The sequence below is a fragment of the Ureibacillus sp. FSL K6-2830 genome (assembly GCF_038004145.1).
Classification (GTDB): Bacteria; Bacillota; Bacilli; order Bacillales_A; family Planococcaceae; genus Ureibacillus; species Ureibacillus thermosphaericus.
Genome location: NZ_JBBOQR010000001.1, coordinates 1,638,908 through 1,653,815 on the forward strand (window position 1 = coordinate 1,638,908; position 14,908 = coordinate 1,653,815).

At 41.9% G+C, this 14,908-nt stretch carries 12 protein-coding genes and 3 rRNA genes; all 15 read left to right on the forward strand.

The window, feature by feature from the left end; all coding sequences use genetic code 11:
- The first annotated feature begins 27 nt into the window (after positions 1-27).
- On the forward strand, positions 28-342 hold the full coding sequence (locus NSU17_RS08060; RefSeq protein WP_016839564.1) for a YbaB/EbfC family nucleoid-associated protein: 315 nt from the start codon (positions 28-30) through the stop codon (positions 340-342).
- A 13-nt stretch (positions 343-355) separates the two neighbouring features.
- Entirely contained in the window at positions 356-952 is a 597-nt protein-coding gene (gene recR / locus NSU17_RS08065) for a recombination mediator RecR (RefSeq protein ID WP_096549942.1), read from the forward strand.
- On the forward strand, positions 942-1,175 hold the full coding sequence (locus NSU17_RS08070) for a YaaL family protein (protein WP_096549941.1): 234 nt from the start codon (positions 942-944) through the stop codon (positions 1,173-1,175). Before recR ends, NSU17_RS08070 begins: the two co-directional genes overlap by 11 nt.
- Positions 1,176-1,285: 110 nt before the next feature.
- Entirely contained in the window at positions 1,286-1,555 is a 270-nt protein-coding gene (locus NSU17_RS08075) for a pro-sigmaK processing inhibitor BofA family protein (protein ID WP_096549940.1), read from the forward strand.
- 329 nt (positions 1,556-1,884) lie between these two features.
- A 16S ribosomal RNA gene (locus tag NSU17_RS08080) occupies positions 1,885-3,437 on the forward strand.
- A gap of 303 nt (positions 3,438-3,740) precedes the next feature.
- Positions 3,741-6,667, forward strand: a 23S ribosomal RNA gene (locus NSU17_RS08085).
- A 48-nt stretch (positions 6,668-6,715) separates the two neighbouring features.
- A 5S ribosomal RNA gene (rrf, locus tag NSU17_RS08090) occupies positions 6,716-6,831 on the forward strand.
- Together the 16S, 23S and 5S rRNA genes form the textbook arrangement of a ribosomal RNA operon.
- A gap of 928 nt (positions 6,832-7,759) precedes the next feature.
- Positions 7,760-9,034 carry an ISL3 family transposase gene (locus NSU17_RS08095; protein ID WP_340704754.1) on the forward strand — a complete coding sequence of 425 codons (1,275 nt, stop codon included), beginning with the start codon at positions 7,760-7,762 and terminating at the stop codon, positions 9,032-9,034.
- A gap of 302 nt (positions 9,035-9,336) precedes the next feature.
- Positions 9,337-10,758 carry an aminotransferase class I/II-fold pyridoxal phosphate-dependent enzyme gene (locus NSU17_RS08100; protein WP_340704755.1) on the forward strand — a complete coding sequence of 474 codons (1,422 nt, stop codon included), beginning with the start codon at positions 9,337-9,339 and terminating at the stop codon, positions 10,756-10,758.
- A gap of 32 nt (positions 10,759-10,790) precedes the next feature.
- Positions 10,791-11,423, forward strand: a complete 633-nt coding sequence (tmk, locus tag NSU17_RS08105; RefSeq protein WP_340704756.1) for a dTMP kinase — start codon at positions 10,791-10,793, stop codon at positions 11,421-11,423.
- A 371-nt stretch (positions 11,424-11,794) separates the two neighbouring features.
- Entirely contained in the window at positions 11,795-12,124 is a 330-nt protein-coding gene (locus NSU17_RS08110; protein ID WP_168412555.1) for a cyclic-di-AMP receptor, read from the forward strand.
- Positions 12,125-12,175: 51 nt separating this feature from the next.
- Positions 12,176-12,616 (forward strand): YaaR family protein, encoded by a 441-nt coding sequence (locus NSU17_RS08115; RefSeq protein ID WP_168412545.1) that lies wholly within the window; start codon positions 12,176-12,178, stop codon positions 12,614-12,616.
- 90 nt (positions 12,617-12,706) lie between these two features.
- Positions 12,707-13,711, forward strand: coding sequence for a DNA polymerase III subunit delta' (holB, locus tag NSU17_RS08120; RefSeq protein ID WP_340432599.1), 1,005 nt, complete (start codon positions 12,707-12,709; stop codon positions 13,709-13,711).
- The gene (locus NSU17_RS08125; RefSeq protein WP_016838874.1) at positions 13,704-14,519 is read left to right on the forward strand and encodes a PSP1 domain-containing protein; all 816 of its coding nucleotides are present in this window, start codon (positions 13,704-13,706) and stop codon (positions 14,517-14,519) included. The genes holB and NSU17_RS08125 overlap by 8 nt, the downstream gene beginning before the upstream one ends.
- A 24-nt stretch (positions 14,520-14,543) precedes the next feature.
- The gene (gene yabA / locus NSU17_RS08130) at positions 14,544-14,894 is read left to right on the forward strand and encodes a DNA replication initiation control protein YabA (protein WP_096549934.1); all 351 of its coding nucleotides are present in this window, start codon (positions 14,544-14,546) and stop codon (positions 14,892-14,894) included.
- Positions 14,895-14,908: the final 14 nt, after the last annotated feature.

Consider the following 14,908-nt stretch of genomic DNA (forward strand, 5'->3'; position numbering starts at 1 on the left):
TGAATGTCAATGAAGGAGGACGTATTTATGCGTGGAATGGGTAATATGCAAAGTATGATGAAAAAAATGCAAAAAATGCAAAAGGAAATGCTTCAAGCACAAGAAGAATTAAATGCAAGACAATTTGAAGGAACAGCTGGCGGTGGCATGGTAAAAGTAATAGTTAGCGGTGAACGTAAAGTGCTTGAAGTCAACATAGATCCTTCTGTAGTGGACCCTGAAGATGTAGAAATGCTGCAAGATTTAATTACCGTTGCAACAAATGATGCATTGAACAAAGTGGATGAAGCAACTGCGGCAACAATGGGCAAATTTACACAAGGCTTAAACCTTCCGTTCTAGGAGGAAAAATTAAATGTATTATCCTGAACCAATATCAAAGCTCATTGATAGCTTTATGAAATTGCCAGGCATCGGTCCGAAAACTGCGGCTCGACTGGCATTTTTCGTTTTAACAATGAAGGAAGATGCAGTCTTGTCCTTTGCAAAGGCATTAGTTGATGCGAAGAGAGACTTAACATACTGTTCTGTATGTGGGCATATTACAGATGTGGATCCGTGCCAAATTTGTACTGATCAATCAAGGGATGCCTCGACAATTTGTGTCGTACAAGACCCGAAAGATGTGATAGCTATGGAGAAAATGAAGGACTACCATGGCTTGTATCATGTTTTGCATGGCGCTATCTCACCGATGGATGGGGTTGGACCAGAAGACATAAATGTAGCTTCTTTAATCAACCGATTAAAAGATGAAAGAGTAAAAGAACTTATTTTAGCAACCAATCCAACGATTGAAGGAGAAGCAACGGCAATGTATATTTCACGTCTAGTAAAACCATCTGGAATTCGAACAACCCGTATAGCCCATGGATTACCAGTAGGTGGCGATCTGGAGTATGCTGATGAGGTAACGTTATCTAAAGCTTTGGAAGGACGGCGTGAAATATAAAGTGGGTTTATTTAGTAGAAAAGGAAAATTAAAAAAAGAATTTGATGAGCAGTTAGCGCGATTAATGCAAGAAACGAAAGAAGATTGGAATAATGCAAAACTTCTTGAAGAGTTAACCGAAGATTATAATTTAGATGTCATTGCTCAAAGTAAAATTGCTGAAAGCATTCACTTTTATCTTTTTAAGGAAGCACGAATCCGAAAAATCATGTTGCGTAAATAAAAGTAGGACCATATCGTATAAAACAATTTCCTGATTCATAAAAAATTAAATACTAAGAGTAGCCGTTATAGCATATGTTTCCAATGTACTTAAACTCAGGAGGAGATTAGATGGGTACATATTTAATTTTAGGTGCTATATGCGTGCTACTCATGATACTTCTTACTATTGGTAAAAGAATTGGCTATGGAATAATCATTGAAAAGCTCGCAATTTTTTGGTTCCGCCTAGCTTGTTCTTTCGCCTTTTTGTATATAGCACATATAACGGTTGATGGTTTTGATATTATCGTTCCTGTTAACTTCTTTTCTGCTTTAACAATCACTATATTAGGAGTTCCAGGAGTTCTATGCATAGCGGTTTTAACTCTTTTACAATAAATTAATTAAAATCTCTTGCATTGTTTTAATTATGTTGATATAATGAATTTCCCTTTGAGTTACAAAATAAACAAGGGAATTAAAAAATATTGACAAACAAAAGATGAATTAGATATAATATAAGAGTTCTCTTTTGAGAGCTGAAAATGTGTAAAAAAACGCTTGAAATATTAAATAAACATGATATAATATTTTAGCGTCACTAAATTAACACTTGATGAACCTTGAAAACTGAACAACAAAACGTTAATGCAATAAATTATCTAGTTGTTAACCCTCGTTAACAAACTAGATTCGGACATTCAATTTTTGAGCAAATCAAATTTTCTTTTATGGAGAGTTTGATCCTGGCTCAGGACGAACGCTGGCGGCGTGCCTAATACATGCAAGTCGAGCGAACCAATTGAAAGCCTAGCTTTCATGAGGTTAGCGGCGGACGGGTGAGTAACACGTGGGTAACCTGCCCTATAGACTGGGATAACTCGCGGAAACGCGTGCTAATACCGGATAACACATCAAAGTGCATGCTTTGATGTTGAAAGATGGTTCTGCTATCACTATAGGATGGGCCCGCGGCGCATTAGCTTGTTGGTGGGGTAACGGCCTACCAAGGCGACGATGCGTAGCCGACCTGAGAGGGTGATCGGCCACACTGGGACTGAGACACGGCCCAGACTCCTACGGGAGGCAGCAGTAGGGAATCTTCCACAATGGGCGAAAGCCTGATGGAGCAACGCCGCGTGAGCGAAGAAGGTCTTCGGATCGTAAAGCTCTGTTGTAAGGGAAGAACAAGTGCAGTAGTAACTGGCTGCACCTTGACGGTACCTTACTAGAAAGCCACGGCTAACTACGTGCCAGCAGCCGCGGTAATACGTAGGTGGCAAGCGTTGTCCGGAATTATTGGGCGTAAAGCGCGCGCAGGCGGTTTCTTAAGTCTGATGTGAAAGCCCCCGGCTTAACCGGGGAGGGTCATTGGAAACTGGGAGACTTGAGTGCAGGAGAGGGAAGCGGAATTCCATGTGTAGCGGTGAAATGCGTAGAGATATGGAGGAACACCAGTGGCGAAGGCGGCTTCCTGGCCTGTAACTGACGCTGAGGCGCGAAAGCGTGGGGAGCAAACAGGATTAGATACCCTGGTAGTCCACGCCGTAAACGATGAGTGCTAAGTGTTAGGGGGTTTCCACCCCTTAGTGCTGCAGCTAACGCATTAAGCACTCCGCCTGGGGAGTACGGTCGCAAGACTGAAACTCAAAGGAATTGACGGGGGCCCGCACAAGCGGTGGAGCATGTGGTTTAATTCGAAGCAACGCGAAGAACCTTACCAGGTCTTGACATCCCGCTGACCGCTATGGAGACATAGCCTTCCCTTCGGGGACAGCGGTGACAGGTGGTGCATGGTTGTCGTCAGCTCGTGTCGTGAGATGTTGGGTTAAGTCCCGCAACGAGCGCAACCCTTGTCCTTAGTTGCCATCATTCAGTTGGGCACTCTAAGGAGACTGCCGTACAAATACGGAGGAAGGTGGGGATGACGTCAAATCATCATGCCCCTTATGACCTGGGCTACACACGTGCTACAATGGACGGTACAAACGGTCGCGAAGTCGCGAGACGGAGCCAATCCGAAAAAACCGTTCTCAGTTCGGATTGCAGGCTGCAACTCGCCTGCATGAAGCCGGAATCGCTAGTAATCGCGGATCAGCATGCCGCGGTGAATACGTTCCCGGGCCTTGTACACACCGCCCGTCACACCACGAGAGTCTGTAACACCCGAAGTCGGTGAGGTAACCCTTTCGGGAGCCAGCCGCCGAAGGTGGGACAGATGATTGGGGTGAAGTCGTAACAAGGTAGCCGTATCGGAAGGTGCGGCTGGATCACCTCCTTTCTAAGGATATTTACGGAAGCATTAGCGTTTTGTGTTCAGTTTTGAAGGTTTATGACCTTCAAAGTTATAGTGTTGTTCTTTGAAAACTGGATAAACGACATTGAAAGCAAGCAATTTACTGTAAAGCGCAAACAACTAGGCTAACACGACGTAAATGCGACGTGGATTAAAGCCGTAAGGGTTGCGAGACGCAAGCAAGACAAGGGAATGAGCGAGTGAGAACCGGAGTGTACTATATGCGTACATGAGGATTCGAACGAGCGAAATTGACGAAGTATTGCGCAGCGTATCGAAAACCGTAAAGGTTAAGTTGTTAAGGGCGCACGGTGGATGCCTTGGCACTAGGAGCCGATGAAGGACGGGACTAACACCGATATGCTTCGGGGAGCTGTAAGTAAGCTTTGATCCGGAGATTTCCGAATGGGGGAACCCACTGTTCGTAATGGAACAGTATCTTAACGTGAATCCATAGCGTTAAGAAGGCACACCCAGGGAACTGAAACATCTAAGTACCTGGAGGAGAAGAAAGAAAAATCGATTCCCTGAGTAGCGGCGAGCGAAACGGGAACAGCCCAAACCAAGAGGCTTGCCTCTTGGGGTTGTAGGACACTCTATACGGAGTTACAAAAGGATGGATTAGATGAACCGTTCTGGAAAGGACGGCCAGAGAAGGTAAAAGCCCTGTAGTCGAAAATCCATCCTCTCCTGAGTGGATCCTGAGTACGGCGGAACACGTGAAATTCCGTCGGAATCCGGGAGGACCATCTCCCAAGGCTAAATACTCCCTAGTGACCGATAGTGAACCAGTACCGTGAGGGAAAGGTGAAAAGCACCCCGGGAGGGGAGTGAAAGAGAACCTGAAACCGTGTGCCTACAAGTAGTCAGAGCCCGTTAACGGGTGATGGCGTGCCTTTTGTAGAATGAACCGGCGAGTTACGATTACGTGCAAGGTTAAGCAGAAAATGCGGAGCCGCAGCGAAAGCGAGTCTGAATAGGGCGTTTTGAGTACGTGGTCGTAGACCCGAAACCAGGTGATCTACCCATGTCCAGGGTGAAGGTGAGGTAACACTCACTGGAGGCCCGAACCCACGCACGTTGAAAAGTGCGGGGATGAGGTGTGGGTAGCGGAGAAATTCCAATCGAACTTGGAGATAGCTGGTTCTCTCCGAAATAGCTTTAGGGCTAGCCTCGTGTGAAGAATACTGGAGGTAGAGCACTGTTTGGACTAGGGGCCCACCTCGGGTTACCGAATTCAGACAAACTCCGAATGCCAGCTATTTATACACGGGAGTCAGACTACGAGTGATAAGATCCGTGGTCAAAAGGGAAACAGCCCAGACCACCAGCTAAGGTCCCAAAGTAATCGTTAAGTGGAAAAGGATGTGGCGTTGCTTAGACAACCAGGATGTTGGCTTAGAAGCAGCCATCATTTAAAGAGTGCGTAATAGCTCACTGGTCGAGTGACGCTGCGCCGAAAATGTATCGGGGCTAAACGATTCACCGAAGCTGTGGATTCGTGCGTTGCACGAGTGGTAGGAGAGCGTTCTAAGTGCGTCGAAGTCAGACCGGAAGGACTGGTGGAGCGCTTAGAAGTGAGAATGCCGGTATGAGTAGCGAAAGATGGGTGAGAATCCCATCCACCGAATGACTAAGGTTTCCTGAGGAAGGCTCGTCCGCTCAGGGTTAGTCGGGACCTAAGTCGAGGCCGAAAGGCGTAGACGATGGACAACAGGTTGATATTCCTGTACCACCTCCCCGCCGTTTGAGTGATGGGGGGACGCAGGAGGATAGGGAATGCACGCCGTTGGTCGAGCGTGTCCAAGCAGCAAGGCGTGGAAGTAGGCAAATCCGCTTCCTAATACGCCGAGCTGTGATGGGGAGCGCGTTATGCGCGAAGTTCCTGATTTCACACTGCCAAGAAAAGCCTCTAGCGAGGCGGGAGGTGCCCGTACCGCAAACCGACACAGGTAGTCGAGGAGAGAATCCTAAGGTGAGCGAGAGAACTCTCGTTAAGGAACTCGGCAAAATGACCCCGTAACTTCGGGAGAAGGGGTGCTCATTGGGGTGCAAGCCCTGATGAGCCGCAGTGAATAGGCCCAGGCGACTGTTTAGCAAAAACACAGGTCTCTGCAAAACCGTAAGGTGAAGTATAGGGGCTGACGCCTGCCCGGTGCTGGAAGGTTAAGAGGAGGAGTTAGCGCAAGCGAAGCTCCGAATTGAAGCCCCAGTAAACGGCGGCCGTAACTATAACGGTCCTAAGGTAGCGAAATTCCTTGTCGGGTAAGTTCCGACCCGCACGAAAGGCGTAACGATCTGGGCACTGTCTCAACGAGAGACTCGGTGAAATTATAGTACCTGTGAAGATGCAGGTTACCCGCGACAGGACGGAAAGACCCCGTGGAGCTTTACTGTAACCTGATATTGAATTTCGGTGCAACTTGTACAGGATAGGTAGGAGCCGTAGAAGGGGGAGCGCCAGCTTCCCTGGAGGCGCCCTTGGGATACTACCCTGGTTGTACTGAAATTCTAACCCGCAAGCCTGATCGGCTTGGGAGACAGTGTCAGGTGGACAGTTTGACTGGGGCGGTCGCCTCCTAAAAGGTAACGGAGGCGCCCAAAGGTTCCCTCAGAATGGTTGGAAATCATTCGCAGAGTGTAAAGGCATAAGGGAGCTTGACTGCGAGACCTACAAGTCGAGCAGGGTCGAAAGACGGGCTTAGTGATCCGGTGGTTCCGCATGGAAGGGCCATCGCTCAACGGATAAAAGCTACCCCGGGGATAACAGGCTTATCTCCCCCAAGAGTCCACATCGACGGGGAGGTTTGGCACCTCGATGTCGGCTCATCGCATCCTGGGGCTGTAGTCGGTCCCAAGGGTTGGGCTGTTCGCCCATTAAAGCGGTACGCGAGCTGGGTTCAGAACGTCGTGAGACAGTTCGGTCCCTATCCGTCGTGGGCGTAGGAAATTTGAGAGGAGCTGTCCTTAGTACGAGAGGACCGGGATGGACACACCGCTGGTGTACCAGTTGTCTTGCCAAAGGCACCGCTGGGTAGCTATGTGTGGACGGGATAAGTGCTGAAAGCATCTAAGCATGAAGCCCCCCTCAAGATGAGATTTCCCATTGCATAAGCAAGTAAGATCCCTCAAAGACGATGAGGTAGATAGGTCCGAGGTGGAAGCACGGTGACGTGTGGAGCTGACGGATACTAATCGATCGAGGACTTAACCAATCATTTCAATGTCGTTATCCAGTTTTGAGAGAACAACCTCTCATATAGTGAAGTGACGATGGCGAAGAGGTCACACCCGTTCCCATACCGAACACGGAAGTTAAGCTCTTCAGCGCCGATGGTAGTAAGGGGCTTCCCCTTGTGAGAGTAGGACGTCGCTTCGCAAAAAGGCACCACAACAGTGGTGCTTTTTTTATTGCAAAAATTGAAGCCCCTTACTACCAAGGACTGAAAGTCCGATCGGCGCGATAGAGAAGTGGCATTTAAAACGTAAGCAAAACAATTATTTGGAGGAGACGAGAAGCACGGGGACCAAGAAGTTCAGGCTCTATAATATTTGGTGTTGGTGAGTAAAAACCAGCACCAATTTTTGTGCGCCCGGCATGTACATGAACTATAGGGTGTAAGTCCCGAACCCCGAAGACAGAAGTAGAGGTTAGCCAAGAGCAAGGGTGTCCGTGGTGACGCGGAATCTGAAGGAAGCTGGAGGCAAAACACCGGTCCGAGGAACACGAACCTCATATAAGGCTAGGTATGATTGAGTGAGTTTGCGAAACAAAACAAAGCTCTTTCTGTCGAAGGTCATATCGAGTAAATGAGGCGGATAGATGGTGTGAAAGTGCATGTACTTACCCGGGGAGGTCTGGCGGATAGGTGAAGTACGCTTCATAACCTACTTAGTGATAAGTAGCTGAACCGTCAGAAGTCAGCAGAGGTCATAGTATTAGTTGGTCTAGAACAACTAAGAAGGACCGAACAATTAAGAGAGAATAGCCCTTGGCATTCAGTGAGTCATGATGAACACAGAAAACGTAGTACCTCACTTGAGGAAGGAAGCGGTGAATCCCGTGGGAGACCTCTTGGAGGGTGGAGTGACCACTGGCATAAAGAGAACAGCTATTCACGGAAGTTATAAAGACTTGCGTCAATCATCTTAATTGAACCGCCGTATACGGAACCGTACGTACGGTGGTGTGAGAGGACGGGAGTTAATCGCTCCCTCCTACTCGATTTGAACAAAAAAATGAGACAGTGACAAAACTCTGGTAAAATGTAATCGACCAAAACCACATTTACAAGGAGTGATGTCACATGTCTCATCATTATTCTATACGTAATTTATTAAATATTAAAGACAAAAATATCACATTTGATGAAAATTTTTGTTCTACCGAAACGATCAAAAAAGTAAAAGCGAAAGTCTTTCATGGGACGTTAACGTATCAACCAAAAGCTTGTTATACTTGTGGACATGTCTTTGATGATCAAATCATTAAACACGGTTTTAAAACGTCTCTCATTAAAATGCCTAGCATTTCAGGTTTTCATACCTACTTAAAATTGCGTAAACAGCGTTATTTCTGTAAACATTGTCATTCCACGTTTACTTTAAAAACGAGCGTCGTGGCTAAAAACTGTTGTATTTCCAACAATACCAAAGTATCGATTGCTTTAAACGCCAAAGATCAAATATCCGAAAAAGATATTGCGATGAAACATAATGTTTCTCTTGCCACTGTCAGTCGTGTCATTGACAGCTTTTATAGCTACTATCAACCAAATGTTCACTATCTTCCTAAGCACCTGTGTTTTGACGAGTTTAAATCAGTGAAATCCGCAGCTGGAACGATGTCCTTTATTTTCTGCGACTCTGAAACGGGGGAGATGGTGGATATCGTGGAGGACCGGAGATTACATGTCCTCAAAGAGTATTTCTTACGGTATTCCAAGAAGGCGAGAGATGCGGTAAAAACGATTGTCATCGATATGTACAGCCCTTATATTTCCTTAATCCAAGAAGTTTTCCCTAAAGCGGAAATCGTACTCGACAAATTCCATATCCTCCAACTATTTAGCAGAGCTTTAAACAAAACGCGCATCAACGTCATGAATCGGGATAAAAAGAATTACAATAAATTGAAAAAATACTGGAAGCTCCTTCTGAAAGATCAAACAAAACTTGATTATAAGAACTATAAATATCATCGTTGCTTTAAAAAGCATATGTGTGAGGTGGAGATTCTCCACTATCTCATTGATTTAGATTCTGAATTAAAAGCGTCCTATGAGTTATACCAATACGTTCGCCATTGCATCAAAACTAAAGACTTTGAGCTCCTAAAGAAAACATTAGAGAATAAACAAAATATCGTTTCCAGCTATATGAAAACCGCCATCAAGACAATCAACAAATACATCAATTACGTGGAGAATACGTTGAAATATGATTATAGCAACGGCATTTTAGAGGGGATTCATAACAAAATCAAAGTGATTAAACGCATTTCTTTCGGTTATCGATCCTTCTATCACTTTAGAAACCGAATATTCATTACCCAAAACTTAGTGAAAATAAAAACAGCTTAGGGGAACCTCGAATTTCCCCTAAGCCATCCGATTACATATTACCAAATAATGTCACTAACATTTATTCACCAACACCATTTGACAAAGAACCGAAGCTGACGCAGAAATTCGCCGGTCAACGTGCTTCGGAGTTAGCGCCGATGGTAGTTAAGGGGTCCCCTTGTGAGAATGGATGTGGCTTTTCAATAATACCACTGTAAAGTGGTAATAAAATCTTTCTAACTATTTTATAGGTAATAACAAGATGAGTTTTCTCCCTATTAAGACTATAATAAAGGAAGAGTATTTAGCGGGGTGAGATGATGAGAATAGGACGGCCGTTAATTGAAACATTGAAGAATTTTGTGGAAAAACAACCAACATCCTTTCACGTTCCGGGCCATAAAAATGGATTGATATCAGGATTGCCGCAACCAATACAAGGCATGTTACCCTTCGATGTAACAGAACTAACAGGACTTGATGACTTCCATCATCCAAAAGAAGTTATATATGAAGCCGAAAGATTATTAGCCCAAACATACGGTGCAGATCGCAGTTTTTTTCTAGTGAATGGTTCAACAGTGGGCAATTTGGCGATGATTTATGCAACTTGTAAAAGAAACGAAAAAATCATAGTACAAAGAAATGCACATAAATCTATTTTTCATGCTCTGCAATTAATTGGTGCTAAACCGATTTATGTCTCGCCTGAATGGGACGATGAAACTAGAACAGCAACTCACGTTTCGTTAACTACTTTAAAAGAGGCACTACGAATACATCGAGATGTAAAGGCTGTAATTTTAACTTCTCCAACCTACTATGGAGCGGTATCAAATGAATTAAAACAACAAATTGATCTATGTCATCAGATGAAGATTCCGGTATTAGTCGACGAAGCCCATGGAGCTCATTTAACAGCAAGTAAACAATTTCCGGAGTCTGCATTAGATTTAGGAGCAGATATTGTTGTTCAATCGGCTCATAAAACGTTACCAGCCATGACAATGGCATCTTTTTTACATATCAAGTCTAATATTGTTGAAGCAGAGCAGGTTAACCGTTACTTACGAATGTTGCAATCAAGCAGTCCATCCTATATATTATTGGCTTCATTAGATGATGCAAGACATTATGTTCAAACATATTTAGAAAGCGATGCAAATTATTTATTGGACAAGAAAAAGCATTGGATTGAAGCATTGCGTTCAATTCAATCGTTACAAGTCATTGAAATGGACGATCCTTTAAAAGTGTTATTAAGGGTGCGAGGCTATAGCGGTTTTCAACTGAAGGATGCGTTAGAAAAGCAAGGAGTATATTCAGAATTAGCAGATTTACATCAGGTATTATTCATATTGCCTTTATTAAAACAAGGACAAAGTTATCCTTTTGCAGAAACGAGAATGCGTATTAAGGAAGCAGTTGAGTCTTTACAAAGCGTTGAAGAAGTACCTATCGAATTTGCAACAGCATTTAAAGAAGTGAATAAAATATCCATTCCTGAATATTCATTTTGTGAATTAGAGGAAAAAGATACGGAGTGGATTCCCTATATGCGAGCAATAGGTAGAATTTCAGCAAGTATGGTGATACCATATCCACCAGGTATCCCTTTACTCATTCCTGGAGAAAAAATTACTGTATCGAAGCTCAGTCAATTGGAAGAACTATTAGCGGTCGGATCATCTTTCCAAGGGAATCATCAACTTGAAGAAAAACTGATATGCGTCTATAAATAAACAGAGAGTAAACTGGATGGAGGAACAGACTTGTGGGTTATTTAATCAGTTTTGAAGGTGGAGAAGGCTCAGGTAAGAGTACAATCCTTAAACGATTGGCAGAATATTTAATTCAACAGGGATATTCCGTAGTTTGTACGAGAGAGCCTGGCGGAATTGATATAGCAGAACAAATTCGAAATGTAATTTTAGACAAAAAGAATGTAAATATGGATGCAAAGACAGAGGCGCTTTTATATGCTGCCGCAAGAAGGCAGCACTTAGTTGAGAAAATCATACCTGAGTTGGAAAAAGGAACGATTGTATTATGCGACCGCTACATTGATAGTAGCCTTACTTATCAGGGATATGCAAGAGGATTGGGGATAGAAGAAGTATATACAATCAATCAATTTGCTATCGGTAATTTTTTCCCTGATTTAACGTTATATTTAGATGTATCACCAACAATTGGACTTTCAAGAATACAAAAAGATGGTGAACGAGAAGTCAACCGATTAGATTTAGAATCATTGGAATTTCATTCAAAAGTAAGAGAAGGTTATTTGAAACTACTTAAACAGTTTCCAGAAAGAATAAAGGCCATTAATGCAGAAAATGAAATTGAAGTAGTACTAGAAGAGGTAATAAATATTGTATTACCATTCTTAAAAGACAAAAGTTAATGATTTCGAGTTCTCTAATGTTTTTCAAAACCAATTTCATACAGCCAAAAGGAATGCATTCTAATGAAAAGAACGCATTCCTTTTATTTTGCGTAAAATAACTGCATAAGGATGATGGGGATATAGCCCTTTGTGTAGAATAAACTTTTTTGGGTAAGAGTAATAGAGAATTGGATTTACTTTGTTAATAAAGGTATTTTGTAATGATAAAAAGGAATCTTCAATAAAATAATATAAATTTCCATATTTTAATCATAAATATTCTTAACTGCTAAAAAGTTATTTATTTATTCTTGTCATAAGAACAAGGAAATGAAGGGAACATGTAATGTATGGTATAATAAAAACACGCAAGTTAGGAGTGAATGCGTATGAAATTAGTAATTGCGGTCATTCAAGACCAAGATAGTAACCGACTGTCTAATGCCTTAATGAAGCAAAATTTTCGTGCGACTAAGTTAGCGAGTACAGGAGGATTCTTGCGCTCAGGGAACACTACTTTTCTAATTGGTGTAGACGATCAAGATGTTTCCAAGGTATTAGACATTATTCGAGATAATTGTCGGGCAAGGGAACAAATGGTCACTCCTGTTTCACCTCTTGGAGGAAATGCAGATACCTATATTCCGTATCCGGTTGAGGTGGAAGTTGGTGGTGCAACGGTATTTGTTTTACCAATCGAAGAATATCACCACTTTTAACAGCTTATACTTTGCCAAATCCCATGAAAAAGTGAGCGAGGGCTGAATGAAGTGAAAATTAATCAAGATTTACGAGTTGGAATCAAAACAAATATACATGAAATGAAGCAACCAAATGAGGCAAATCAACGCTTTGGAGAATTGGTTGTGAAGCAAGGACAGAAACTGCAAAGTGAGCAATTAACTCGATTGCTAGGAGATATTTCCGCTGCAGGTGATCGAGTAGCAAGGTCAAGAAACTTGCGAGATTTAGCGAGATTTAAGATGCTTGTGAGGCGATTTTTACAAGAAGCTGTTGAATATGGCCTTGAACTAAAACAGTCTCACACTTGGAATCGATTTGGTGAAGGTAGAAGACTTAAAATTATTAAGAAAATTGATGAACGTTTAGTTGAACTAGCTCAAGATTTATTAGATGAAGAAAAAGAAACGATTGATTTGCTTGATAAAATTGGCGAAATAAAAGGTTTGTTAATTAATTTATATATGTAAAACCCGTGTCTTTTACCATGGTGATAGACACGGGATTTTTTCTAAAGAAAATGAAGGAAGACATCCTGATTAAAGAAAAGGTGAAAAGAAATGCTTGATACAGTGGATGAGCTAATGAAGCTGCAACCAATCGTCATAAAACAATTACAAATGATTTTTGAAAAGGGACGTATTGCACATGCTTATATTTTTGAAGGCGAAAGAGGAACAGGCAAAAAAGAAGTAATGAAGTTTTTTGTTAAATTAATGTTATGTCAAAGTCCGTCGAAAAATGTTCCATGTGAAACATGCAGAAATTGTAAACGCATAGAATCAGGCAATCATCCCAATGTTTTGCAAATAGAACCTGATGGTCAATTTATTAAAGTTGAACAAATTCGTGATTTAATATCAAATATGACAAAAACAGGTATGGAAGAAGGCAGAAAAATTTATGTAGTTCATCATGCAGATAAAATGAATAATGCTGCAAGTAATACATTATTAAAATTTTTAGAAGAACCGGATGGACAAGTAACTGCAATCCTTTTAACAGAGCAATATCAATCGATACTTCCGACCATTCAATCCCGCTGTCAGCACATTAAGTTTTCAAATATTCCAAAAGAATTTTTAATTCAACAATTGCAGGAGCATGGATTAACCTTTTCCATGGCTTCCACAGTCAGCCAAGTGACCAATAGCGTAGAAAAAGGCCTTGCTTTAGCCCAAGATGAGCAGTTTGCACTAGCGAGAAAAACAGTGTTAAAATTAGTTGAGACTGTTAGAAAAAATGTCAATGAAGCCATGCTAATTGTATATGATGAATGGCTTCCAAATGTAAAAGATAAAAGTGATTTTGAACTCAGTCTTGATTTACTTCTGTTAGCTTATCGTGATATTGTAGCTATAAAGGCAAACCCTGAAAGTTCTTGTACCTATCCAGATATGGTAGATACATGGAAGGAAATTGCATTATCTTCTACTTTTGAACAATTGTCGAATCAAATGCAAGCAATATTACAAGCAAGACAAAATGTAGGTCGTAATATGAATCGCACGCTTTTAATGGAACAGCTTATGCTGAAATTGCAGGAGGGGTATTCCTTTGTATAATGTGGTAGGTGTCCGCTTTAAACGGGCGGGTAAAATATATTATTTCGACCCTGGAGAATATCAACTTGAAAAAGACCAATATGTCATTGTTGAGACAGCACGAGGTGTCGAATATGGAAAAATTGTTGTTCCAATGAGACAAGTTGGTGAAAATGATGTTGTTTTGCCTTTAAAGCAAGTTTTACGTCCTGCTACAGAGCGAGATAAAATCCAAGTGGAAGAAAACAAAGCTGAAGCAAGACGAGCTTTTGATATAGCGAATGTAAAAATTGCTGAACATCAACTGGAGATGAAACTTGTTGATGTTGAATATACATTCGATCGAAATAAAGTGATTTTTTATTTTACAGCAGAGGGAAGAGTCGATTTCCGTGAATTAGTGAAAGATTTAGCGGCGATTTTCCGAACTCGTATCGAACTTCGCCAAATCGGTGTAAGGGATGAAGCTAAGCTTCTTGGAGGTATTGGTCCTTGTGGTCGAATGCTCTGCTGTTCAACATTTCTAGGAGATTTTGATCCGGTCTCAATTAAAATGGCGAAAGATCAAAATTTATCATTAAATCCGACAAAAATTTCAGGATTATGTGGTCGTCTTATGTGCTGTTTAAAATATGAAAATGACGATTACGAAACAGCGAAAGATGGAATGCCTGATATTGGCGAGACAACTATTACTCCTGATGGGATTGGAACAGTCGTTGGGATTAATGTGCTAGAAAGAGTCATTCAAGTGTATTTAGAAGAGCTTGAACGCACCGTTGAATATACGCTGGAGGAAATACTCGAGTGTGAAAAGAATCTGATATAGATTAAAACTAATGGGGTGGCTTGGTTGAGGGACCGTAATTTTTTGGATTCTATAATGGAATTTGAACAGCAACTAGAAACGTTACAACAGCAGTTTAACGAGTTAAAAAAATTTGTTGCACATATGGTAGAAGAACATCAGTCACTTCAAACAGAAAACTTTCATTTAAGAAGACGACTAGAAGAACTTTCGAAAGCAGCAGAAGGAACTTCTGAACAAGGTGAAAAGAAAAGCTATTTAGATATTGGGGAAGGATATGATAATTTAGCTCGACTATATCAAGAAGGGTTTCACGTATGCAATGTACATTTCGGAAGTTCCCGCAAGGGTGAAGACTGCTTGTTTTGTCTATCGTTTTTTAATAAAAATGTTTAATGTAAAGGCTGATA

Excerpts from the sequence above, each read along its gene's own strand:
- NSU17_RS08060 (WP_016839564.1), top strand. The coding sequence starts at position 28 with ATGCGTGGAATGGGTAATATGCAAAGTATGATGAAAAAAATGCAAAAA.
- NSU17_RS08075 (WP_096549940.1), top strand. The coding sequence starts at position 1,286 with ATGGGTACATATTTAATTTTAGGTGCTATATGCGTGCTACTCATGATA.
- NSU17_RS08110 (WP_168412555.1), top strand. The coding sequence starts at position 11,795 with ATGAAATTAGTAATTGCGGTCATTCAAGACCAAGATAGTAACCGACTG.
- recR (WP_096549942.1), top strand. The coding sequence starts at position 356 with ATGTATTATCCTGAACCAATATCAAAGCTCATTGATAGCTTTATGAAA.
- NSU17_RS08095 (WP_340704754.1), top strand. The coding sequence starts at position 7,760 with ATGTCTCATCATTATTCTATACGTAATTTATTAAATATTAAAGACAAA.
- holB (WP_340432599.1), top strand. The coding sequence starts at position 12,707 with ATGCTTGATACAGTGGATGAGCTAATGAAGCTGCAACCAATCGTCATA.
- NSU17_RS08100 (WP_340704755.1), top strand. The coding sequence starts at position 9,337 with ATGAGAATAGGACGGCCGTTAATTGAAACATTGAAGAATTTTGTGGAA.